Source organism: Pantoea sp. PNA 14-12 (assembly GCF_004364735.1).
Taxonomy (GTDB): domain Bacteria; phylum Pseudomonadota; class Gammaproteobacteria; order Enterobacterales; family Enterobacteriaceae; genus Pantoea; species Pantoea stewartii.
The window spans coordinates 995291-1017019 of record NZ_SOAJ01000001.1; the positions used below are offsets into that span (position 1 = coordinate 995291).

At 54.6% G+C, this 21729-nt stretch carries 19 protein-coding genes; 6 read left to right on the top strand and 13 right to left on the bottom strand.

Annotated elements, in window-relative coordinates; all coding sequences use genetic code 11:
• The first annotated feature begins 53 nt into the window (after positions 1 to 53).
• Together sodC and C7434_RS04815 are read left to right on the top strand one after the other, a co-directional pair.
• The gene (sodC, locus tag C7434_RS04810) at positions 54 to 572 is read left to right on the top strand and encodes a superoxide dismutase family protein (protein WP_033741169.1); all 519 of its coding nucleotides are present in this window, start codon (positions 54 to 56) and stop codon (positions 570 to 572) included.
• Between the two features lie 142 nt (positions 573 to 714).
• Positions 715 to 1182, top strand: coding sequence for a hypothetical protein (locus tag C7434_RS04815; RefSeq protein ID WP_039340576.1), 468 nt, complete (start codon positions 715 to 717; stop codon positions 1180 to 1182).
• Here C7434_RS04815 and C7434_RS04820 read toward each other — a convergent pair whose 3' ends face one another.
• Genes C7434_RS04820 through C7434_RS04830 form a run of 3 tightly spaced genes read right to left on the bottom strand, consistent with a single transcriptional unit; the run spans position 1183 to position 4285 of the window.
• Entirely contained in the window at positions 1183 to 3183 is a 2001-nt protein-coding gene (locus C7434_RS04820; RefSeq protein ID WP_033741171.1) for an FUSC family protein, read from the bottom strand.
• Positions 3180 to 4037, bottom strand: coding sequence for an HlyD family secretion protein (locus C7434_RS04825; protein WP_203232187.1), 858 nt, complete (start codon positions 4035 to 4037; stop codon positions 3180 to 3182). Before C7434_RS04825 ends, C7434_RS04820 begins: the two co-directional genes overlap by 4 nt.
• Before the next feature lie 5 nt (positions 4038 to 4042).
• Positions 4043 to 4285 carry a DUF1656 domain-containing protein gene (locus tag C7434_RS04830; protein WP_006118996.1) on the bottom strand — a complete coding sequence of 81 codons (243 nt, stop codon included), beginning with the start codon at positions 4283 to 4285 and terminating at the stop codon, positions 4043 to 4045.
• Between the two features lie 143 nt (positions 4286 to 4428).
• On the opposite strand from C7434_RS04830, the gene slyA reads away from it, so the two are divergent.
• Positions 4429 to 4866 (top strand): transcriptional regulator SlyA, encoded by a 438-nt coding sequence (slyA, locus tag C7434_RS04835; RefSeq protein WP_006118997.1) that lies wholly within the window; start codon positions 4429 to 4431, stop codon positions 4864 to 4866.
• Positions 4867 to 4912: 46 nt separating this feature from the next.
• On the opposite strand, the gene slyB is transcribed toward slyA, so the two are convergent.
• Positions 4913 to 5380 (bottom strand): outer membrane lipoprotein SlyB, encoded by a 468-nt coding sequence (slyB, locus tag C7434_RS04840; RefSeq protein WP_006118998.1) that lies wholly within the window; start codon positions 5378 to 5380, stop codon positions 4913 to 4915.
• Between the two features lie 282 nt (positions 5381 to 5662).
• On the opposite strand from slyB, the gene anmK reads away from it, so the two are divergent.
• Entirely contained in the window at positions 5663 to 6784 is a 1122-nt protein-coding gene (gene anmK / locus C7434_RS04845) for an anhydro-N-acetylmuramic acid kinase (protein WP_006118999.1), read from the top strand.
• Positions 6785 to 6833: 49 nt separating this feature from the next.
• Here the strand turns inward: anmK and C7434_RS04850 are convergent, their stop codons facing one another.
• Positions 6834 to 7067: a DUF4060 family protein gene (locus C7434_RS04850; protein WP_006119000.1), complete on the bottom strand. Its 234-nt coding sequence runs from the start codon at positions 7065 to 7067 to the stop codon at positions 6834 to 6836.
• Between the two features lie 228 nt (positions 7068 to 7295).
• The gene (locus tag C7434_RS04855; RefSeq protein ID WP_006119001.1) at positions 7296 to 8507 is read right to left on the bottom strand and encodes a diguanylate phosphodiesterase; all 1212 of its coding nucleotides are present in this window, start codon (positions 8505 to 8507) and stop codon (positions 7296 to 7298) included.
• Positions 8508 to 9208: 701 nt separating this feature from the next.
• Between C7434_RS04855 and C7434_RS04860 the strand changes: the two genes are divergently transcribed.
• Complete coding sequence (locus tag C7434_RS04860; RefSeq protein ID WP_033741176.1) at positions 9209 to 9484, top strand: hypothetical protein; 276 nt, start codon at positions 9209 to 9211, stop codon at positions 9482 to 9484.
• Positions 9485 to 9657: 173 nt separating this feature from the next.
• On the opposite strand, the gene C7434_RS04865 is transcribed toward C7434_RS04860, so the two are convergent.
• From C7434_RS04865 to C7434_RS04890, 7 genes are all read right to left on the bottom strand, one after another.
• Positions 9658 to 10422 (bottom strand): SDR family oxidoreductase, encoded by a 765-nt coding sequence (locus tag C7434_RS04865; protein WP_033741178.1) that lies wholly within the window; start codon positions 10420 to 10422, stop codon positions 9658 to 9660.
• 138 nt (positions 10423 to 10560) lie between these two features.
• Complete coding sequence (gene glgX, locus C7434_RS04870) at positions 10561 to 12633, bottom strand: glycogen debranching protein GlgX (RefSeq protein ID WP_033741181.1); 2073 nt, start codon at positions 12631 to 12633, stop codon at positions 10561 to 10563.
• A gap of 59 nt (positions 12634 to 12692) precedes the next feature.
• Positions 12693 to 15224, bottom strand: coding sequence for a malto-oligosyltrehalose synthase (treY, locus tag C7434_RS04875; protein WP_133745199.1), 2532 nt, complete (start codon positions 15222 to 15224; stop codon positions 12693 to 12695).
• Complete coding sequence (gene treZ, locus C7434_RS04880) at positions 15221 to 17008, bottom strand: malto-oligosyltrehalose trehalohydrolase (RefSeq protein ID WP_133745200.1); 1788 nt, start codon at positions 17006 to 17008, stop codon at positions 15221 to 15223. Before treZ ends, treY begins: the two co-directional genes overlap by 4 nt.
• Positions 17009 to 17473: 465 nt before the next feature.
• Complete coding sequence (gene katE, locus C7434_RS04885; RefSeq protein WP_033741189.1) at positions 17474 to 19738, bottom strand: catalase HPII; 2265 nt, start codon at positions 19736 to 19738, stop codon at positions 17474 to 17476.
• 85 nt (positions 19739 to 19823) lie between these two features.
• Positions 19824 to 19952 (bottom strand): hypothetical protein, encoded by a 129-nt coding sequence (locus C7434_RS22305; protein WP_269750992.1) that lies wholly within the window; start codon positions 19950 to 19952, stop codon positions 19824 to 19826.
• Positions 19953 to 20250: 298 nt separating this feature from the next.
• On the bottom strand, positions 20251 to 20427 hold the full coding sequence (locus C7434_RS04890) for a KGG domain-containing protein (protein ID WP_072021692.1): 177 nt from the start codon (positions 20425 to 20427) through the stop codon (positions 20251 to 20253).
• Between the two features lie 326 nt (positions 20428 to 20753).
• Between C7434_RS04890 and C7434_RS04895 the strand changes: the two genes are divergently transcribed.
• Positions 20754 to 21722, top strand: a complete 969-nt coding sequence (locus C7434_RS04895) for a UV damage endonuclease UvsE (protein ID WP_033741191.1) — start codon at positions 20754 to 20756, stop codon at positions 21720 to 21722.
• The last annotated feature ends 7 nt before the right edge of the window (positions 21723 to 21729 follow it).

The following is a 21729-nucleotide window of genomic DNA, read 5'->3' on the forward strand; positions in this document are numbered from 1 at the left end:
TTTGCGCTACGGGGCCAGGCTTAAGCTGAACCCCAGAGCAAAAAGGAGCCACAATGAAAGTGAACGCAATTGCGATAGCGACGCTGTTAGCCTGCGGTGCCGCGCAGGCGGCCAGCGAACAGGTGACAATTCATGCCGTTTCGGCGCAGGGAATCGGCAATGCCATCGGCACGGTAAATATTGAAGAGACGCAATACGGTTTGCAACTGACGCCCATGCTGGAAGGACTGAAGCCGGGCATTCACGGTTTTCATGTCCATGCGAAAGGCAGCTGTGAACCCGGCGAATCGGAAGGAAAAAGGGTGGCCGCGGGGGCGGCAGGGGGGCATCTTGATCCGGCGAACACCGACAAGCACCTGGGGCCCTATGCTGAGGGCCATTTAGGCGACCTGCCTGCGCTCTATGTCGATGCGCAGGGTAAAGCCACCTATCCGGTGCTGGCACCGCGCATTAAAACGCTGAGCGAGGTGAAAGGCAAAGCGTTGATGGTGCATGTGGGCGGGGATAACCATGCGGATCACCCACAACCTTTGGGCGGTGGCGGGGCACGGTTTGCCTGCGGTGTTATCTGACGCTGAGTGTCGCTGATGGCGGCAGATTTTGCCGCCATCACGGCTTTTCGCTTGTTGACAATTTGTTGTAGCATCATCGTCTTATTCCCCCCTATGATACTGATTCCCGTTACAAAGCCTGACAAACTGAGGAGCAGTGCAAATGAAATGGAAGGGCGCCTGGCTACTGTGTCTGTTGCTGGCAGGATGCGATAAACCCAATGATACGCAACTGATCACAGAAACAGGACGTGAACTGCAGCGCACCATTGATACCAGTTCAGCACGCCTTCGCTGCGAAGAGATTGCGAAGGGCCGTGAACGGCTCAGTCGGGATGTGCGGCAAAAGCTTGAAGCGCAGCATTGCCAGAATGTTCTGCGCAGCGCCACGGAAACCAATTTCACGGATACCACCATTTACCGGCATAACACGACAATGATTTGTGGTGGCATCCTGGGCAAAAGTTTTACGGGGTCGATGATTTACCGGCGTTTTATCTATTCACCCGACGAAAAAGCCCTGGTGATTGAGCCTGTTTCCGAAGCCGATAAAACCCGGTTCGAAGGGCAAAAAACCGTTCAGCAACTTCAGGATGATTTTAACCGGCAGCACCAGCAGTATTGCCAGTAATCAGTCGGGAATCGCCTGTTTCAGCTGCGCCAGTGAACAGCGCAACCGCCACAGCAGGCCGGCCAGGGTGCTGGCGTCGGCACTGTTGACACTAAGCGCCTCTTCTGTGAGGCCCTGAAGCGCGTCCAGCGCGGTGTCCAGGTGGCGATGCTGCACACCGTGTAAGCTCATAATATTCTGCAGATTGTGCAATGCTTCGCTCCGGTACTGGTTCAGTATCGGGGTGTCTGTTTGCCAGTCACGCAGTTGCCAGACGAGATGGGAACAGTTAAGCAGAACGACGCCCCAACGCAGTAGCCAGACGCGCGCCGTTTCATCTTTACTGTTACTGAGTTGACCAATTTTATGATAAATCAGCGACTCAAAACGGTTCTGATCCCGGTGGGGATGCTGACGAAGCTGATCCAGAAACGCCAGCCTCAACGCCTGGATATGGCGACGGCTGCGGCGTGAATCGGAGCTGGGACGCAGGATCTGGAAAGCCAGCCAGGCCAGCAGCACACCGCAGACTTTCGCTATGTTATCGTTCACGAACCCCTGATAATCCCAGTCGGGCGGATTGGTGACGGCCAGAAACGACCCCAGAAAAACAATAAACTGGCCCCACATCGCCGCCCGCTGTTTTTGCTGTACCCGGAACAGTTGTAGCGTCAGCAGCAGCGGAAACAGGATGGCCAGCAGTTGCCACAGCTGATTAAACTGCACCATCACACCAAATTTAAACAGCACGCTAAAAGCAAACAGCCAGAGCAACGTTTTCAGTAACAGCGTAATGCTGCCTGTGGGCGAAGGGGCCGAGGCGTAAAGGACACAGGCAATCGCCGTAAACGTCAGGGCCGAGGCACCCGAGGTCCATTGTGTCGCGATCCAGAATGCGCAGCCTGCCACGATGATGCTGAATGTTCGTAGCGCACTCCAGCCGGCTTCGGCGCTGTCACTTTCGCTGGCCAGCGCAGACACTGCAGGCGGTTGAAAGCGGGTATCGGCATCAGCCTGTTCCAGTTGCCTTATCCAGCGCAACACATTGAGATACATCCAGCAGAAGTAGCGCAGCCGCTGACAAAACGCCCGTTGCCGGTAATCACCATCGCTGGCAGGGGTGATGCTGCGTAACAAGGCTGCCAGCCGGTACTTATCACAGTCCGGTTTTGCCAGCTCCTGCGTAATGCGTGTTAAGGCCAGATACAGCGCTTCCGGCGCGTCTGGCCAGTTCAGCAGCATGCGCCGCAGGCTGGACAGGACGCTGGTCAGACGAAGCTGCTGATGCAGGATATAGTTCAGAACGTTATTTTGGCGACGAAAGCGGTAATGGCTCCAGAATGCCTGGATACGCAATAAATTCATGGTCAGGATCTGGCCAATCACCGCTTCGTGAGCGTGACGGATCTCGTCGTTCCGGGTGTCCTGCAAGAGCAGCGTGGCGTGATCCAGCAGACGCGTGTGCATCTGCTTCAGGGCGGTGATCAGGGCTTCACCGTCTGACGTACTGGGCAGGATCATCATCATTAAACCCGCACAGAGCAGCCCGGAAATCACCTCACAGACGCGCGCCTGGGCAATGTCCCACAGGCCACTGATATCGGTCAGATTGACACAGCTGAAGGCAATGATCGCCGCAGTGTACCCGGCCAGCGAAAACCCATAGGCGACATTATTTTGATAGTGGTTGGCCACCCAGGTACACAGCGCCAGCCAGCCTGCGATAAAAAAGGCAAACAGCCAGGGTTCATTAAGCGTATGGCCCGCAATCAGCAAGGCGGCCGTTGCCCCCAGCAGGCTTCCAACAATACGTCCCAGACTCTTACTGATCACACCGCCGATTGTCGGGAAGCTTACCACCGCAGCGGAGGTCATGGCCCAGTAGGGTTCGTTAAGATCCAGTCCATAGGCAATGCTCAGGGCCAGGCACATGGCAGCCGCGTTACGCAGAGCATAACGCCACTGATTGCTGTCCGCTTTCAGCCAGGGCAGGTTTTGCCAGGCCAGTCCGTTGAGGTTCATGGTTGTATCGTAATCGTGCAGGTCGTACCGGCGATTAACAGAGCGTTATCCGGGAGAGCAGCGAGACGAATGCGTACAGGAACACGTTGAGCAAGGCGCACCCAGGGCACGTTCGGTTTGATATCGGGCAGCAGCCCACTGTCGGCGTCCAGACTCTGATCGTAAATCGCGCGCCCTATGCTCTCAACCTGACCGGATAACTGCCGGCCCGTACTGTAGAGCGTCACCTGAGCGGCCGCACCCGGACGAATATGGCGCAATTTGGTCTCTTCAAAGTAGCCCACGACATAAAAAGCGTGACTGTCCACCAGCGCAAAAAGCGGAGTGCCAGCCGTGGCGAAATTGCCGGGACGTAGTGTCAGATTGCTGACCCAACCGTCCGTGGGGGCGTTCACGGTGGTTTGCTGTAAATTCCATGCGGCCTGTTCACGCGCGGCCTGCGCGGCCTTGACGTTGGCCTGCGCCGCCGCTGCATTCAGTCGGGCGACATCCAGATCTTCGCCCGAGATGGTATTGCGCGGCAGTTTACTGCGCCGGTTGAATTCATTTTGGGCTTTCGCCATATCGGCCTGCGCCTGGCTCAGCTGTGCGTCGGCTTTATGCAGAGCGATTTGCCAGGGCACAGGATCCAGCGTCAGTAACCGATCCCCTTTATGTACAAACTGATTATCGACCACGTTCAGTGCCGTGATCCGTCCCGAAATTTGCGGGGTGATCGTGACCAGCTCGGCACGTACTTTGCCGTCGCGCGTCCACGGTGACTGCATGTAGTAGTTCCAGGCCCACCAGGCGCTGAGAAGCGCCAGCGTGAAAACAATCAACGTAGAAAAGTACTTTAATCCTGAAAGGTTCATCTTTTTCATCCGTGCGCCATTAACCAGAGTGCGCCTGTTACACACAACACAAACAGCGAGAGATCGAACAAGGTGGGATGCCAGACCTCACCCGACGCAAGCCAGCCGCGCAGAAGCGGGTGGATAAATAACCAGAGAACAAAACCGGCCAGCACCGCTTTAAACAGGGGAGGGAAATAGAGTGAGGCGCCGAAAATCAATTCGGAAAGCGGGCTGATGCTGAAAAATCCTTGGCGAATGATATCCATTGCAGTGCAGTATCCTGGAACCTGTGCGTGAAACAATTTCAGCCGAAACTGTTCACTTGGTTATTTGTAATTTAAACTTCGGGCTTGCAAAATGCTATACAATGCAGCTTGATAGCTGCGTACATACATTATAAGGAGATAGCATGGATACCCCTCTCGGCACGGATCTGTCCAGGCTGGTGCGAATCTGGCGAGCACTGATTGATCAACGTTTGAAGCCGTTAGAGCTGACTCAAACGCACTGGGTAACACTGCACAATATCCATCAACTGCCGCCTGAGCAGTCGCAAATCCAGTTAGCGAAAGCCATTGGTATCGAGCAGCCTTCTCTGGTCAGAACCCTGGATCAACTTGAGGAGAAAGGGCTGATTACCCGGACCACTTGCGCCCACGATCGCCGGGCCAAACGCATTAAGCTGACACAACAGGCAGAGCCAGTCATTCAGCAGGTTGAACACGTGATTGATATTACCCGGGATGACATTCTCTCCGGTATCAGCCGCGACGAAATCAACCAGATGGTGACGCTGATTGCGCGTCTTGAAAAGAATATTCTCGAACTGCAAAACAAAGAGAAATAAGACCGACGCGCAGTGCGACCGGCACCGGCGTCGGTTGGTCACTGCGTTAACGCGGAGAAACGGTAACCTGACTACCGTCGGTGGCCAACGCAACACGTTGTCCGACTGAGTAACGGCTGGCTGCCTGTTTCTGCACCACCATAATGGTGTTGCCGTCATCCTTACGGATTTCCAGCTCAACGCCGTCAGTTTTGTTCATTGCGCCTTGTACGCCCTGACCTGCAACGCCACCCAGCACCGCGCCTCCCGCTGTTGCCAGGCTACGTCCTGCACCACCGCCGATGGTATTACCCAGGAATCCACCCAGTACGGCGCCGCCAATGGCCCCAATGATGTTGCTGTCGTCTCCACCCTGGATTTTAACCGGGCGAACTGAGACTAAGGTACCGTAAGAAACACTTTGTACCTGCTTGGCCTCACTGGCACTGTAGGTATCGCCCGATAACGTATCGGTATTGCTACAGCCCGCCAGCATCGCACCAGTCAAAGCGACCACAATTAAACGCTTAATCATTTGAAACTCCTTTATTCAAGAATGCGCCATCTCTATCGCGAAATCCTGTAAACAGTATAAGACAGAAAACTGGCGAATTAACCTTCTGCGGAATAAAACATGGCTGTCGACAGCATAGACCGCAAATTTTTAACAATGATTCAATCAATCATAAAAATACCCGGGACGTTAACCACCAGGCAGTTTGTTGATTTAAAACAAAGTAATCGTGGATTCAGGGCCGATATTTTGTCAGGCTACAGGCAGCGTATTCACTTTTTCATCCCGATGAAAGGAACGGCTATGAAATCAGGACGCTACATTGGCGTGATGTCGGGTACCAGCCTTGATGGGGTCGATGTCGTGCTGGCCGCCATCGACGAAAATATGGTGGCGCAGCAGGCGAGCTATTGCCATCCCATGCCGCCCGATCTGCGCCAGAGCATTCTGGCGATTTGTCAGGGCCAGGCAGTGACGTTGTCGCAACTGGGGCAACTGGACACGCGACTGGGCCAGCTATTCGCTGACGCAGTACTGACGCTTATGCAGCGCGAGGCGCTGGAGATGAGCGATGTGGTGGCGATTGGCTGTCACGGTCAAACGGTATGGCATGAGCCGCACAGCGCGGCACCCAATACCTTACAAATTGGCGATAACAACCAGATAGTGGCGGCAACAGGCGTGACGGTTGTCGGGGATTTCCGTCGGCGCGATATGGCGCTGGGTGGGCAAGGCGCGCCGCTGGTGCCTGCCTTTCATCAGGCCCTGTTAATGGATGCCACGGAACGGCGCATGGTGCTGAATATCGGCGGTATTGCCAATCTCTCCCTGCTGATTCCGGGGCAGCCCGTGCGCGGCTTTGATACCGGGCCGGGCAATATGCTGCTGGACGCATGGATATGGCGTAATCAGGGGAAAGCCTATGATAAGGACGCGAACTGGGCGCGAAGCGGTAAGGTCAGTCCTGCGTTACTGGAAGCGCTACTGCGTGAACCCTGGCTGGCGCGGGTGCCGCCCAAAAGTACCGGACGTGAACTGTTTAATCTGGGCTGGCTTGAACAGCATTTGCGCCACTTTCCCGGCATCGCTGCTCAGGATGTGCAGGCCACGCTAAACGAGTTTACCGCCGTGACCATTGCGCAACAGGTACAACTCAACGATGGCTGCGATCGGTTGCTGGTATGCGGAGGCGGCAGCCGAAATCCGTTGCTGATGGCCCGCCTGGCGGCGCATCTGGCCGGAACAGAAGTCACGACAACCGATACCGTCGGGATTAATGGTGACGACATGGAAGCGCTGGCATTTGCCTGGCTGGCTTACCGCACACTGTCTGGTTTGCCGGGCAATTTACCTGCGGTGACCGGGGCGCGGGAGAAAAGCATCATCGGGGCGATTTATCCGGCGAATCCGCGCTTTTACCGCTGAGAGAAAGGGGACAGGTTTGTCCCCTGAGCAGAAGGCGCGTAAAAGAGCATCAGGCCACGCCGGGCAGGTGCGTCAGTTTACGCACGCCGGTAATGACGGTGGCGACGATCGTTTCACGTCGTGTAATGACTTCAACCTGGTAGTATTTGCTGCGATAGGCAATTGAATAGATAACCGGATGGTATTTATTTCCCTCACCATAGCGGGACATATGGGCTTCAAGCGCGCGCGAGGCGGCTACGATATGGACGGGTTCTTTATCACCGCGGATGATTTGCTTCATTCAGTTCCTCAAATGCTGTACCTGTGGGGCGCGCCTTAAGACGGCGCGTGACTTCGGCCTTTAACACTGAACATCTGACTGCTTAACATCTTTGATAATTTAAAAACAGCGTGCACGTCGACTATTGCAATGCGATGACACAATCTGAAACGCGCTTCTAATATTTAGCAGCGCGTTTTCAGTCCGGCAAGGAAGAACGAAAAATTCACTTTCCTGCGGATAACCGTCTTATTTTAACTCAGGCCAGGTAACAGAGGAGACGCCGTTGACTTTCGGCCAGGAGAAAAGAAACCCCTGGAATTGTGAAACGCCGGCGGCTTCCAGCCACATCCATTCTTCGGGCTGTTCAATGCCCTCTGCAATCACGGTAATTTCCAGTGACGAACAACAGGCTAAAATAGCGTGCACAATAGCCTGCTTCGGGCCGCTTTTATGCACATTGCTGATAATGCTGCGATCAATTTTTATTTTGTCGGGCTGAATCTGCGTCAGTAAGGATAGCCCGGCATAGCCCGCGCCAAAATCATCCAGTGCCACGCTGATGCCCGCTGCTTTGAGCTGTTTCAGCGCCGCTGCAAAGTCGTCAGGACGGGAAATGATTTCATTTTCGGTAAACTCGACCACGATCTGCTCAGGAACCAAATCGTGGGCGTAGATTTCAGTAAGCAGAAACGTTACGGCATCCGGCACCAGCACCAGCGACATGGGCAACAGGTTGACTGACAGCATAATGCCGTCTATCCCCAGCGCCTTCGCCTGTGCAAAAGCGATGCGTTTGGACTGCAGATCGTCGCGGTAGATGTTCTCCGGCGGGAGGCGTGAAAAGTAATCCTGTTGTGTTTCGCCCTGCGAGCCCCGAAGCAGGGCTTCCAGCGAGACGATTTTACGTGCAAGGGGATCGATAATCGCCTGAAAAGCAAAATTGACGCCTTCGTGATTAATCAGCGCGTCGTCACCTTCGCGCACTTCCTCATCATCACTGATAAAATCCCAGCTTTCCGCTGAGGGAATTTCAAAATAATTCTCTTTTTCCCGTGCTTCGACAAAGGTGCGCAAAAATTTAAGCGCTCTGTCTTCATAGGTCAGCTGATATTTGGTTGTGCCTTTTTCAAGCACGGCATTAAGTACAGTGGTTTTATCGTATTCACGCAGATCAAACAGCTCCATGCCCACGTTACCAAAACGGCGGGAAGGCGCATAATCCCGCATTAATTCCACAATATTATGGTGGCTGGTATCACGGCAGATACGTTCGTAAACCGCCAGTACATCATTCTCTGGACCTTCAAGAACCTGAAAAAAATGGGTGCCATTAAATAATAAGATGCCGGTAACGCTTGATGACTCATTAATTTTATTGGCTTTAGCGACCAGGCCTTCCAGCATTTTCAGTGGAACATGATCAGCGATGTGACTGCGATAGATAATTGTCGACAACATAACGTCTTCCAGATTCTTGTTCTTTTTACCGCACACATTGCCAAAACCCAGACCGGGCGGCCCCGAGCCTGCGTGAATCCCGTTGCAAAATGTGTTTGAGCCAGGCTTTTCCAGCATGGCGCAAGGAGGGTGCTTACCTGTGAGGTTCCGTTGTCACAGACGGGTTAATAGCGTTCAGATCACGCTGTCGGGCATCAACCGATTTGCTCTGGTTTTTTCTTTACCAGCGTGGTATCGCATCGTTTCCATTATATCAGTACTTCGACGTCCGGCGAGGAAATCCTGGTGTCTTTTTTGCAGTTTATGAACGGTTAATAAAGCGGTTTCTCTGCCTCAGCAGTCAGGTTACGCGAGGTAATCAAATTTTCTCTTTCATCTTCTCCTGCACGGGATTTAAAAAGGGTAGTGCCTTGATTTGGTATGATTTTCTTAGCGGGAGGCCAGACGATAAGGCTGAACGTAATGATTAAGACGGCGAACCGAACTTTCCGTATAAACCGTTTTGTAAAACAGGATGCTGATACAACATTAACGGAAGGGCGAAGATGGGTTGCGAATAAATCTCAAAACCACCGTTTTATAATTGCCTGCGTAGTTTTAGGCATAATTCTCAGCTAGTGTTAATGACGCTACATTATTAAATAAAATCATACTTTGCTTTTTCTCACCTGATTGATACAGCAACTACCGGGGGCAGTACCATGCTTAAATCAAGCTACTATTATGTGTGTCCATACAACAGAAGCGGATGGATCATTCATAAAGAAGGCTGTGTTCATCTTTATAACAGCCGTGGCCGGGAATTTATTGGTTCACTGTATAGCCGTCAGCAGGCGCTGACAGTGGCAAAAATCCATCATCCCGAAGCGATTCTGTGTACGGTCTGTCTGAGCCACTATGTCTGTCCCACAGCCGGCAACCGTCTCACTTCCCGTGGCCGTCCGCTGCCGACACGACATACGCCAAAATCATCCTGAATAAGGCTGCGTGATAAAGCAGGGGGACTATGATGTCAGAAGGCGGAGGGCGCCGGTCAGCCCGACGTGAATGCCAGAAGTTGAAATGGCGGTTGCTGAACCCGTGAAATAACGGGCAGCGGCGCTGTCGTGCAGTCAATAAAAAAGCAGCTGCGAACAGCTGCTTAAGTCGGTTAAGCCTGTTTAGGCTGACCGTTTGAGGCGGTCAGGCCGCCATCGACAGGCAGATTCGCCCCGGTAATGTAGCGGGCGTCATCGCTGGCAATAAACGCAATCGCATCAGCGATATCTTCCGGCTCCCCGGCGCGACGCAGCGGAATACGGTCATAGAAGCGTTCAAGCAGTGCCTGATCGTTCTTAACGCCTTCGGTCAGGTCGGTAAACGTAAAGCCAGGACAAATGGCGTTGACCCGCACGCCATCGGTGCCATAGTCCATCGCCAGTGAGCGGGTAAAATTGGTGATTGCGCCTTTCGCCGCGTTATACACACTCATGCCCCAGTCGCCGCCCAGGCCTGATACTGACGAAATGTTCACGACGTTGCCCCGGGTTTTCAGCAGGGCAGGCATAAAATAGTGCACGCAGTGGAAGACGCCGTCGAGATCAACGCTCATCAGCTTTTTCCAGTCAGCGAGTTCAATCTCGTGAATGCGGCCCTGCACGATGATCCCGGCGTTATTCACCAGCACATCAACGCGGCCATATTTTTCTTCAACGCGGCTTGCCAGGGCCTGAACCTGGTCGGCTTCAGCGACATCACAATCGGCAACCATATGGTCCTGACCCGACAGTTGTGCCGCGACCTTTTCCAGTTTATCCCGGGTACGTCCCACCAGCACAACAGACGCGCCTTCCTCCGCAAAGCGTTTTGCACTCGCTGCGCCAATTCCTGATCCGGCGCCTGTCACTACAACGATTTTTCCTGTAAATCTGGACATGTTGCCTCCTTAATGGCGTTGCTTTTCTGTTGATACGCGTTTAAGCCTGGCAGCCACCAGGCTCAGGTCAAGCGCAGCGCGTCCGGATGCGCAGAGTTTAACCTGAGCAATCGCGGTACGCGTTGCGCTAACGCCGGCCTACGGCCTTCTGAACAGCGCCATACTGCGGCCTTCCAGTTCGAAGTCCTTTTCCTTGGTAATCACCAGACCGCGTTTATCCACATCGCTGGTGGTCAGCTCCAGCACCCAGCCGCCGTCACCGAACTGCGGAATACGGAAGGGCACATTACCCTCGAAAGGATTAATTAACATCAGCACGTCATACCAGATTCCTTCCTGATTCTGCAGGTCGGGCCGACCGATATAAACGCCAAGGGTTGAGCCTTCATCCCACTGTTCAGCCTGTTGCAGACCGCCGCCCGCATTGAACCATTTAATTTCCATGCCATCGCGCCAGCTTTCGCGCCGCAATAACGGCTGGGTTTTACGTAAGGCGATAATGTGACGGGTAAACTCGCGTAACGCTTCGGCGGAAGGGGGCAGATTGTCCCAGTGAACCCAGGAAATTTCACTGTCCTGACAATAGCCGTTATTGTTGCCCATCTGGCTACGGCCAAACTCATCGCCTGCCAGCAGCATGGGCGTACCGTGCGAGAAAAACAGGGTGGCCAGGAAGTTACGCTTCTGACGCTCACGGACGGCATTGATGCCTTCGTCATCCGTCGGCCCCTCAACGCCATAATTGTACGAACGGTTATCGTTATGCCCGTCGTTATTGTCTTCACCATTATCGGCATTATGCTTCTCGTTGTACGACACCAGGTCGTTCAGCGTGAAGCCATCATGCGCCGTGATAAAATTGACGCTGGCCCAGGGGCGGCGACCGCGCTGGTCATACAGATCGCCGGAGCCAAGCAACCGCGCCGCAAAGTCGGTAGAGACATTATTGCCTTTCCAGTAATCACGCACCGTATCGCGATACTGATCGTTCCATTCCGCCCAGCCCGGCGGGAAACCACCAACCTGATAACCACCCGGACCAATGTCCCACGGTTCCCCGATCAGTTTTAATCGGGAAAGCAGCGGATCCTGAGTAATGGCGTCGAAGAAGCCGCCGCGTGGATCGAAGCCTTCCGGTTCACGTCCCAGAATTGTACCCAGATCGAAGCGGAAACCATCGATATGCATGGATTCTGCCCAGTAGCGCAAGGAGTCCGTGACCATCTGCAACACACGTGGATGCGAGGTGTTGACCGTGTTACCGGTTCCGGTGTCGTTAATGTAGTAACGATGCTGGTCCGGTAATGTACGGTAGTAGGAGAAGTTATCGATGCCCTTAAACGACAGGGTTGGACCGAGCTCATTGCCCTCGGCCGTGTGGTTATAAACCACGTCCAGAATCACTTCGATACCGGCATCATGGAAGGCGCGCACCATATCGCGGAATCCCTGAATTCCACGCGGGCCGAAATAGCGTGTGGCCGGGGCAAAAAAGTTCAGTGAGTTATAGCCCCAGAAGTTTTTCAGCCCTTTATCCAGCAGGTGTTGATCGTCGGGAAACCAGTGCACCGGCAGCAACTCGACTGACGTAATGCCCAGACTTTTGATATAGCCCACCGTCGACTGATGGCTCATGCCATCGTAGGTGCCGCGCATCTCCGGAGGTAACGCCATGTTCAGTTGGGTGAAGCCTTTCACATGGGTTTCATAAACGATGGTTTCTGACCAGGGAATCTGCGGCCGGTTCTGATCCTGCCAGTCAAATTCGTTCGGATCGATGACGCGACATTTCGGCGTAAAAGGCGCACTGTCGCGATCGTCAAACGTCAAATCTTTATCGTCGTGATACAAATCATATGCGAAGTGCGCCTCATTCCAGGCAATATCGCCGGCCAGTTCGCGCGCATACGGATCGACGAGTAATTTGTTAGGGTTGAATCGGTGACCGTTTTCCGGGTCGTAAGGGCCATACACCCGGTAGCCATAAAGCGCACCTGGCTGTAAACCCGGCACGTAACCGTGCCAGATCTCATGCGTAAACTCCGGCAGCTCCAGACGGGCGATCTCCTGCTTGCCGCTGGGATCATAAAGACACAGCTCTACGCGTTCTGCATGCGCAGAAAACAGCGCAAAGTTGACGCCTTGCCCATCATAATTTGCCCCAAGCTGATGGGCCGATCCCGACGTAATTTCAAAACGATGATTTGACATCTGTCCCTCTCAATTAACGAACCCAGTAACGGCGTTTTAGTCCTTGTACCAGCCTGTTTCTAGCAAGCTAACAGTGCCAGTGCCCAAAAGTTATTTAATCTGTCCAGCGCAATATGGTCGGTCAGGGTGATTTCCTCGCCGCTCAGCAGATCGCGGTAGCGTCGATGCGCCAGCGCCTCAGGCAGCGGGATCGCGGTGTCATCCCAGCGTCCGGCAGGCGGGGACGTCAGCGTCTGTAGCGTGTTAAAAATCAATCGCGGCGTAATCACGATAATCGCCTCGTCACCCTGCGTGCGGGCAAACGCCAGCAGCGCGTCCTCATGGGCGCCCTGTGCCGTCAGCGGCAGGTACGCGCCCCGGGCAAACAGCGCGGGGTGCGACTGCCGGGCGTTCAGCAAGGCCTGCGTGGCATACTGGTTCACGTGACCACTGAGCCAGCCCTCAGGCGTATCGGGCAGCGCGGTGATGCCAGCATGCAGCATCTTGTCCAGCGCCGCGTAATCGGGCTCACGCCGGTTGTCCGGATCGACCAGGCTGAAGTCCAGCGCTTCACTTCCCTGATAAATATCCGGCACGCCGGGTGCGGTAAGTTTGATGATTCGCTGGCTCAGACTGTTTATCAGCCCGGCCTGAATAAACGGCTGTAATGCGGCGACAAAATCCTGCAGAAAAGCCTGATTATCAGGGGAGAGCAGATGATGAGCGTAATCCAGTACCGCCTGTTCGTAATCCGTATTGTTTTCCGTCCAGTCGGTACGCAGCTTGGCTTCACGCAGGGCTTTTTCAACGTAGCCGGCAAAGCGCTCGGCCAGGGCGGCCAGTCCGGCCCGATCATCCGGTTGCAACGTCGGCGGCCAGACGCCCGCCAGTGCCTGAAAGAGTAGCCATTCCACGGTGGCTTCGGGTGCCGGACCTTCCGCAAGCGAGCGGACCGCCGGGCGATTCAGCTCACGCCAGCGCGCGACGCAGGCTGCCCACTGCTGCGGTGCTTCTGTCAGGGTATAGAGACGGGCACGGGCATCTTCGCCACGCTTGGTATCATGGGTTGAACTGGCGGAAAGAGCATCGGGCTGGCGCGCAAGGCGGTCCTGCATTTCCTCATGAAACTGCGCCGGTGAAAACTGCGCCTGCAGCGGTTCTGCGCCCACTTCATTCAACGCCAGCGCCATGTTTTGACGATAAAACAGCGTGTCTTCGATGGATTTCGCCATCAGCGGGCCGGTCAGTTGCTGGAAACGTGTACGGAAGCTGTCTGCCTGCCCGGTCACCGCATGCGCCACATCACCCTGCATAATGCGCAGCAGGAAATCCAGCGCGTGGCTGTCCGGTGCATGAGCTGATGCCTTGACGTCTGCGGCGACCGCCTGTAACCGTTGCTGGTCATCGGCGGTCAGGCCCTGCGTATTGCCATAGGTACGATAAACCGGAAACGCCACCAGCAGCTCACGCAGCGCGTTGCGCAGATCGTCCGGGCGCACGGCGACGTGTTCATCTTCGGCAATAGCCGTGGCCAGCTGCAGCAGACGTGAAAACTCGCCGGCAAAGTTACGGTCTGCCATCAGGCATTTCGCTTTACGCAGTTCCTCTTCCATCTGCACGTCAGCGCCGCTGACGTCTTCCCAGGCCTGACGCAGTGACCCAAGCGTTTTATTATCCACCAGCACATGAGACAACGCGCTGATAAATTCATAGCCCGTGGTGCCCGAGATGGGCCAGTCGGCCGGAAGGTGTTCTCCGGCGCCCAGGATTTTCTCAACGGTGAGATAACAATCTGGCCCGGCGGCCTGGCGGAGCTGCTCCAGATAGCCTTTGGGATCGGCCAGCCCGTCAACGTGGTCAACGCGCAGTCCGTCAACCGCACCGCTGTGTACGAGGCTCAGAATAAGCCGGTGCGCATCTTCGAACACCGCCGGATCTTCCACCCGCACGCCCACTAAACCGGTGACCTCGAAAAAGCGACGATAGGAGAGGTCGTGTGCAGCATCGCGCCACGACATCAGCCGCCAGGGCTGCTGCTCATGCAGTGCCGCCAGTTCGCCTTTGCCGCTGAGCTGGAGCACCGCCGCTTCACGACCTTCCCAGCTTGCCGGGGTCAGTGGATAATAGCTTTCGAAATAGGCCAGCGCGGGCTTGCCTGTATCGGGATCGCGCTTCACGCTGATCTCGCCATTTTCCAGCACGGTATCGATATCGTCGCCCAGGAACGGCAGCGTTAAGCGCCGTGACCAGTCAATATCAAAGTAACGTGCATAGCGGCTGTCCTGACCATGCTCAAGGACGTCGCGCCACCAGCCATTTTCCAGCGAGGCCGCCATGTGGTTGGGTACGATATCAATAATCAACCCCAGTCCGGCGGCTTTCAGGGCGCTGACCAGACGATCAAAGCCCGCACGACCGCCAATGGACGGATCGATCGCGTTGACGTCGGTGACATCGTAGCCGTGGGTGGATCCCTTTGTAGCGGTAAAAATGGGCGAGGCATAAAGATGGCTGATGCCCAGGTCTTTCAGATAGGGCACCAGCGCCGCAGCACGATCAAACGTCATGCCGTTACGAAACTGAATACGGTAGGTAGCGGTTGGAATACTCATTTGCTGTCTCCCGCAGCCAGACGAACCACGATGGAATGTTGGGGCAACCGATCGGCCGCTTTCGGCCAGGCAAAGAGGGTTTCACCGGGCATTTCAGGCAGCGGCTGGGCCTGCTCACCTATGTTCAGCGCCATGGCCAGTGTCCCCGCAGGGAAGGTCCAGCTCACGGCAACAAAGCCCTCGGCGGTCGCCAGCACCTGACCGCTGTGACCGCCTGCGGTGGCCAGCAGCGGGACAATGGACTGCTGTCGGATTGCCAGCAGTGACCGGGTCAGCGTCAGCCAGCGTTGGCCTTCCTCATTTTCCAGCTTGCGCCAGTCCAGCTTTGAACGCACAAACGTCGCTTCGTCGTTTGGATCGGGCACGCTTTCGCCCTCATGACCGGCATGGCCTTCAAACTCTTTTGCCCGGCCTTCACGCACGGCTTTAGCCAGATCGCCATGAAAATCGGTAAAGAACAGGAAAGGGTGGGTTTCGCCATACTCTTCCCCCATAAACAGCAGCGGGATATGCGGTGATAACAGTAATGTCGCCAGTAGCACCTGTGTGCGTTCAGCGCCGGCCAGCGAAATCAGCCTTTCGCCCTGCGCACGGTTGCCCACCTGGTCGTGGTTCTGAATAAAATCAACAAAGGCCACAGGCGGCTGTCCCGTGCTGTCTACACCGCGTTTCTCACCGGACTGAACGGACACCTCACCCTGATAGACAAAGCCCTCGGCCAGCGCGCGCGCCACGCGTTTTTCAGGCTGATCGGCAAAGTCTTTGTAGTAAGCGTGCGTTTCACCGGTGGCGAAGACATGCACGGCATTATGGAAGTCGTCATTCCACTCCGCCGTAAACAGCGGCACGCCGCCGTTTTCCGTCCTGGGGTGCAGGAAAATAACGTTACGGCAATCTTCGGTGGTGAGGTGAATCTGGCGGTCAGGAATGTCCGCCCGGATCCGCTCAGCAATCTCCGTTAGCACGTGTTTGTCAGCGATATCCTCAATCTGATCGATGGCATCAAAACGCAGGCCGTCCAGACAATACTCTTGCAGCCAGAAAAGGGGCGCTTCCGCGATATAGCGGCGAACGGCGTCAACATCATAGGCAATACCCGCGCCCCACGGCGTCATGCGATCTTTGTGAAAGAAGTCGGGTGACAGCAGCGGCAGATAATTTCCGTCCGGACCAAAGTGGTTAAGCACGATGTCGAGTACAACTGCAATGCCATAGCCATGCGCGGCATCAATAAACGCTTTGAAATCGTCGGGCGAACCGTAGGCGGCATGCGGTGCGTAAAGCAGCACGCCATCGTAGCCCCATCCGCGCTGGCCGCCAAACTGCGAGACCGGCAACACCTCAATCATGGTGATGCCGGTCTCAGCCAGATAAGGCAGTTTTTTAATTGCGGCCTGGAAAGTACCTTCTTCCGTGAACGTGCCGATATGCATTTCATAGACCACGCTTTCCTGCCACGGACGACCACGCCAGTCGGTGTTCTGCCAGCGATAGTGTGTCGGATCGATAACCAGCGACGGTCCACTGACATCATCCTGCTGCGCGCGTGAGGCGGGATCGGGGATAACGGTGCCATCGTTCAGCACAAAGTTGTACGCTGTGCCCGCCTGAATGCCGCTGGCATGATATTCAAACCAGCCGTCTTCGGCGGGTGTCATGGCACTATCCTGACCGCCCAGTCGCAGCGTGACCTGCTGCTGGCCGGTCGCCCAAACGCGGAAACGCACGCTCCCGTCGGCCAGAAACTCCGCCCCCCAACTCTTACAAAATGCTGTCGATCCCATTCCGTTGCCTCTTTAATCAGAAAGTACGCAATAAGCACCCTCACGCTATCGGTCAGCCGAGGGTACGGGTTGAAAATGTTGTTAACGAGATCAGGCACCCAGGAGAGGGGAACGCCTTCATCACCTCTGCCTGCGTTACTATTCAGAAAGTGTTATGTGTCATACCGCTTCAGACGCCAGGCAGCGTCTGATTCACACCATGCTTAAGCCCTAATCATAGACTACGTTGCCGCATTTACTGCGCGTGCCCGCCTTTGTACACGATTTATTCCTCAGCGAGGCTGATACGCACCGCCATCGGGCCCGCCCTGGTTTTCGCTGAACTTTATGGAAAATCAGATAAAACCCTGTGCCGTTATGCACAAAAAAACCGCCGTAAACAGCGGTTTCGCGGTCAAATAGGTGAATTTATGTGACGTTGTCACGATAACGTCAGCCAGACCCGAAAGCCTGGCTGACGCGCCATCAGGCCGGGATGGTTTCCGCCTTTTGGCTACGTGACCAGACACGGTGTTCGGCCATGGCCGCCGTGAAATCATTCATCAGCGCGATTTCAGCATTGTCGGCTTCCACGATGCCGTCTTCCTGCTGATTCTCATCCAGGTCAAACTGCGCTTTAAAGCGACGCGCTTCCCCACTCAGACCAATGACTTTCAGGTGCTTGTACGCTTCCAGCAGGAAGTAGCGTGCATCACCACTTTTCAGCAGCGCATCCATGTTGCCATTGGGGACGATCACGGCGTCGAACGTAAGGGAAGGCAGGCCGTTAAAGGTGGCATCGATGGGTAACTGTGATCCATCGTCGGCACTGACCTGGCCCATGTGCGCCGCCAGCAGTTTCGTATGCACGCCGGCCGTTTTCAGGTGTTGCAGGATATGCAGCACATCATCGGCGTTGACGCCCTCGCTGACTAACAGCGCCACCTGGCGGCCTTTGATATCCCCATCCGGGATCGCGTACAGGCTCAGGCTGTCATCCTTTTGCAGGCCGTTAACCTCTTTTGGCGCGGCGGTATTCAACTGGTCGTCGCTGAGCGCAATCCCCAGATTGGCGGCAACGCCCTGCGCCAGCGTGACGTCAATGCGCAGCAGATGATCGAGCACGCGCTCACGAATGTAAGGGCGAGCCACTTTACTCAGTTCAAACGAATACGCGCCAATAATATGTTGCTGTTCGATGGCAGTCTGGCTGTTCCAGAACAGTCGCGGCTGTGAATAGTATTCGCCGAATGAAGGGCTGCGTTCGCGCACTTTATGTCCTTCAATGCGCTCCTGATAGCTTTCAAAGCCGCCACCTTTTGCCGCCGGTGGGGTTTCCCGTGGCCAGTTGTCATTGATCGAGTTCGGCTCGTAGTTGGCCGGATTGGTATCAATGTCCATCCGGTGCATGCCCTGACGCTGAAAATTGTGGTAAGGGCAAACCGGGCGGTTAATCGGAATTTCATGGAAGTTAGGCCCGCCAAGACGGCTGATTTGCGTATCGGTGTAGGAGAACAGACGGCCCTGAAGCAGGGGATCGTTGGTGAAATCCAGGCCGGGAACGATGTGACCGGGATGGAAGGCGACCTGCTCGGTTTCGGCGAAGAAGTTGTCCGGGTTGCGGTTCAGCACCATTTTGCCGACGCGCACCACAGGCACCAGCGCTTCAGGAATCAGTTTGGTGGCGTCCAGAATATCAAAGTCAAACTTAAACTCATCCTCTTCCGGAATCATCTGCAGGCCAAGCTCAAACTCAGGGAAATCACCCGCTTCAATCGCTTCCCACAGATCGCGACGGTGGAAGTCGGGATCGCGGCCTGTCAGCTTCTGAGATTCGTCCCACAGCAATGAGGCTTTACCGGCCAGCGGTTTCCAGTGGAAACGCACAAACGTGGCTTTACCTTCGTCGTTGATCAGGCGGAACGTATGAATGCCGAAGCCTTCCATCGTGCGGTAGCTGCGTGGGATACCGCGGTCGGACATCGCCCACATAACGTTGTGCAGGGTTTCGGGCTGCAGCGAGACATAATCCCAGAATGTGTCGTGCGCACTCTGGCCCTGAGGGATCTCATTGTGCGGTTCGGGTTTCACCGCATGCACAAAGTCCGGGAACTTATGCGCATCCTGAATAAAAAAGACGGGCGTATTGTTGCCCACTAAATCAAAAACGCCTTCCTCGGTATAGAACTTGGTGGCAAAGCCACGAATATCACGCACGGTATCCGCCGAACCGGCACCGCCCTGAACGGTAGAGAAGCGCACAAAAACCGGCGTGATCTGCTCAGGCTCGCTCAGAAAATGGGCTTTGGTCACGTCCTTCAGCGAGCAGTAAGGCTGGAAGTAACCATGGGCGGCCGAGCCGCGCGCATGGACGATGCGCTCAGGGATGCGTTCATGATCAAAATGGGTGATCTTCTCCCGCATAATAAAATCTTCAAGCAGCGTCGGACCGCGTGATCCGGCGCGCAATGAGTTCTGGTCGTCTGCAATACGGGTGCCCTGGTTGGTGGTCAGCGCGCTGCCTGTGCCGCCTTTGCGGTTCACCTCCAGCTGATCCAGCTTTGCATTACGCGTCTCAGGTGCTTTAAGGCTGCCGGGCGCCGTTGGTTGTTTCCCCGGTGGTGTGGGTTCGGCAGGAGGCTGATGTGAACCGTCTTTGGGGGCTAATGATCCCAGGCCGGGCTGTGAGGATTCGGGGCCGGTGGTTGGGGCACGGTGATTCAGGGGCGTAGTAGATTTCTCATTCGACATGACACATTGCTCCAGCTTTTTTTATACGACGTGAGGTGGCTGTAAATATAGAACACCTCACCGATTACGCCTGAAAATATTCTGTTTAACCGGTGCGCTTAAATATCGCACGGTGTGTGATGCCTGTTTTTTTATTTTCAGCAAAGCACAGGCGGAAATAATTTATTAGCGAAATTAAATGGCGAATTTTTGATGGTTTTTCTTTGTTTTTCATCTGGTTGATTGTTTTCTGTAAAGGCGGGGAAGGGCCGGGGTAATCGCCGCACGTTTATTTTTCATGCGGTATTTTCTGAAACAGGTCGCCTCTCGTGATTAACGCACTTTGCTGGCGATACGGTATTTTACGCATAGCGTTATACCGCTGCGCTTATTAAGGTAAAGGGCGATGTGATTGAGTCAGACAAAAGACAAAGCAGAGCCGGTGATAGTGTGCAGAGCGGATAAAAGGGGAACTGACAGAGGAAAAGTGCCAGTCCATGGCGTCGTCCTTCCTTAAGGCGCCTTACTCAGAACTACTTAGACGTGCGTCGGCTGGTTTTGCCGCCTTTCCGACCGGCCTCCCTGGCTCTTTCAGGATCGTTTCTGAAATTACCTCCGCTGGCTTTGCCTCCTGCACTGCCAGCTTCACTGGCGCGATCAGGATCGTTAGCAAAATTTCCGGCTCCACCTCTGTATTTCTGTTGTGTCATAGTCAGACCTCATATCAGTGTTCCGTAAGATAAAAAGGACTAGCTAGTCACACTGTCATTTTAGTTGTTACAGGAAATTATGCCACTCTGCACGCGCAGACTTTTTGCGGCTTCCGTAAGTTATTTCCCGAAAAATCAGTAAGTAATATTCTGTTACGGGTGAGCGGCTGTGACGGGATGAGTGACGCTTATCGTTCACCCACTGTCAGAATGGGTTTAATGAAGCATTACCTGGAAAGATGGTCATTAACCTATTGATAAAATTGCCCAAAATGGCGAGTTAAAAATTAGCTGTTACACTTTCTGAATACCTTTCAGGAGTGACTATGAAATTAGGCTTTGCATGCAAGTACTTAAATGCGGACGGCAAGCAGTTCTTTCCCTTTCGCGCCACCACCCGGACACGTTTTCTCCGCCTGGATAAGGCGCAGGGCGGCGCACTGCTTTATGAGATCGCGCAAACTAATTTGCAGAATCTGTATTTAACGCTGGAGGCGATAGCGACACAGCCTGATGCGTTAAGAATGATGCGCATTGGCAGCGATTTACTGCCGCTGTACACCGTGCCAGAAGCAAAACCCCTGTTTGCCCGTTTTTTGCCGGAACTGTATCCGCTTTTTGCCCGCTGCGGTGAACTGGCCAGACAGCATAACATTCGTCTGTCATTCCATCCGGGACAGTACAGCGTGCTGGCGTCAGACAATCCTGATGTAGTAACCCGCGCGCTGGAAGATGTGGAATACCATGCCCTGTGCGCCTGCCTGATGGGCTACGGCAAAACCTTTCAGGATTTTAAAATCAATATCCATATGAATGGCAAACGGGGTTTTGACGGGTTTAAACAGGCCTTTCACCGTCTCAGTCCCGAAGCCCGCCTGATGCTGACGGTAGAAAATGATGAGATATCCTGTTCGCTGGACGACGTGCTTCAGGCCCGTGCATTGTGTCCCGTCGTGTTAGACATTCATCATCACTGGGTGAAGGAGAATCAGTTTATTCAGGCCGATGATGTTCGTATTGCCCAAATTACAGAGTCCTGGCGTGGGGTACGGCCAGTATTGCACTATTCCATTTCGCAGGAGGGCCTTATCCCTGAGAAGGGGTTCCCCGATCAGCAGCAACTGGCGGTGCCAAAAACCAAACTGCGGGCGCACTCCGATTATTATTTCAACGCGACGCTCAATGACTGGGCATTGTCGTTTAGCGATTTCGACATTATGTGCGAAGTGAAAATGAAGAACCTGGCCAGAGAAACGCTTTACACGCAGGCAAAAAGTCACAGGCTGGTGGCCTGACAGGACC

Excerpts from the sequence above, each read along its gene's own strand:
- sodC (WP_033741169.1), top strand. The coding sequence starts at position 54 with ATGAAAGTGAACGCAATTGCGATAGCGACGCTGTTAGCCTGCGGTGCC.
- C7434_RS04815 (WP_039340576.1), top strand. The coding sequence starts at position 715 with ATGAAATGGAAGGGCGCCTGGCTACTGTGTCTGTTGCTGGCAGGATGC.
- C7434_RS04820 (WP_033741171.1), bottom strand. The coding sequence starts at position 3,183 with ATGAACCTCAACGGACTGGCCTGGCAAAACCTGCCCTGGCTGAAAGCG.
- C7434_RS04825 (WP_203232187.1), bottom strand. The coding sequence starts at position 4,037 with ATGAACCTTTCAGGATTAAAGTACTTTTCTACGTTGATTGTTTTCACG.
- C7434_RS04830 (WP_006118996.1), bottom strand. The coding sequence starts at position 4,285 with ATGGATATCATTCGCCAAGGATTTTTCAGCATCAGCCCGCTTTCCGAA.
- slyA (WP_006118997.1), top strand. The coding sequence starts at position 4,429 with ATGGATACCCCTCTCGGCACGGATCTGTCCAGGCTGGTGCGAATCTGG.
- slyB (WP_006118998.1), bottom strand. The coding sequence starts at position 5,380 with ATGATTAAGCGTTTAATTGTGGTCGCTTTGACTGGTGCGATGCTGGCG.
- anmK (WP_006118999.1), top strand. The coding sequence starts at position 5,663 with ATGAAATCAGGACGCTACATTGGCGTGATGTCGGGTACCAGCCTTGAT.
- C7434_RS04850 (WP_006119000.1), bottom strand. The coding sequence starts at position 7,067 with ATGAAGCAAATCATCCGCGGTGATAAAGAACCCGTCCATATCGTAGCC.
- C7434_RS04855 (WP_006119001.1), bottom strand. The coding sequence starts at position 8,507 with ATGTTGTCGACAATTATCTATCGCAGTCACATCGCTGATCATGTTCCA.
- C7434_RS04860 (WP_033741176.1), top strand. The coding sequence starts at position 9,209 with ATGCTTAAATCAAGCTACTATTATGTGTGTCCATACAACAGAAGCGGA.
- C7434_RS04865 (WP_033741178.1), bottom strand. The coding sequence starts at position 10,422 with ATGTCCAGATTTACAGGAAAAATCGTTGTAGTGACAGGCGCCGGATCA.
- glgX (WP_033741181.1), bottom strand. The coding sequence starts at position 12,633 with ATGTCAAATCATCGTTTTGAAATTACGTCGGGATCGGCCCATCAGCTT.
- treY (WP_133745199.1), bottom strand. The coding sequence starts at position 15,224 with ATGAGTATTCCAACCGCTACCTACCGTATTCAGTTTCGTAACGGCATG.
- treZ (WP_133745200.1), bottom strand. The coding sequence starts at position 17,008 with ATGGGATCGACAGCATTTTGTAAGAGTTGGGGGGCGGAGTTTCTGGCC.
- katE (WP_033741189.1), bottom strand. The coding sequence starts at position 19,738 with ATGTCGAATGAGAAATCTACTACGCCCCTGAATCACCGTGCCCCAACC.
- C7434_RS22305 (WP_269750992.1), bottom strand. The coding sequence starts at position 19,952 with ATGAAAAACAAAGAAAAACCATCAAAAATTCGCCATTTAATTTCGCTA.
- C7434_RS04890 (WP_072021692.1), bottom strand. The coding sequence starts at position 20,427 with ATGACACAACAGAAATACAGAGGTGGAGCCGGAAATTTTGCTAACGAT.
- C7434_RS04895 (WP_033741191.1), top strand. The coding sequence starts at position 20,754 with ATGAAATTAGGCTTTGCATGCAAGTACTTAAATGCGGACGGCAAGCAG.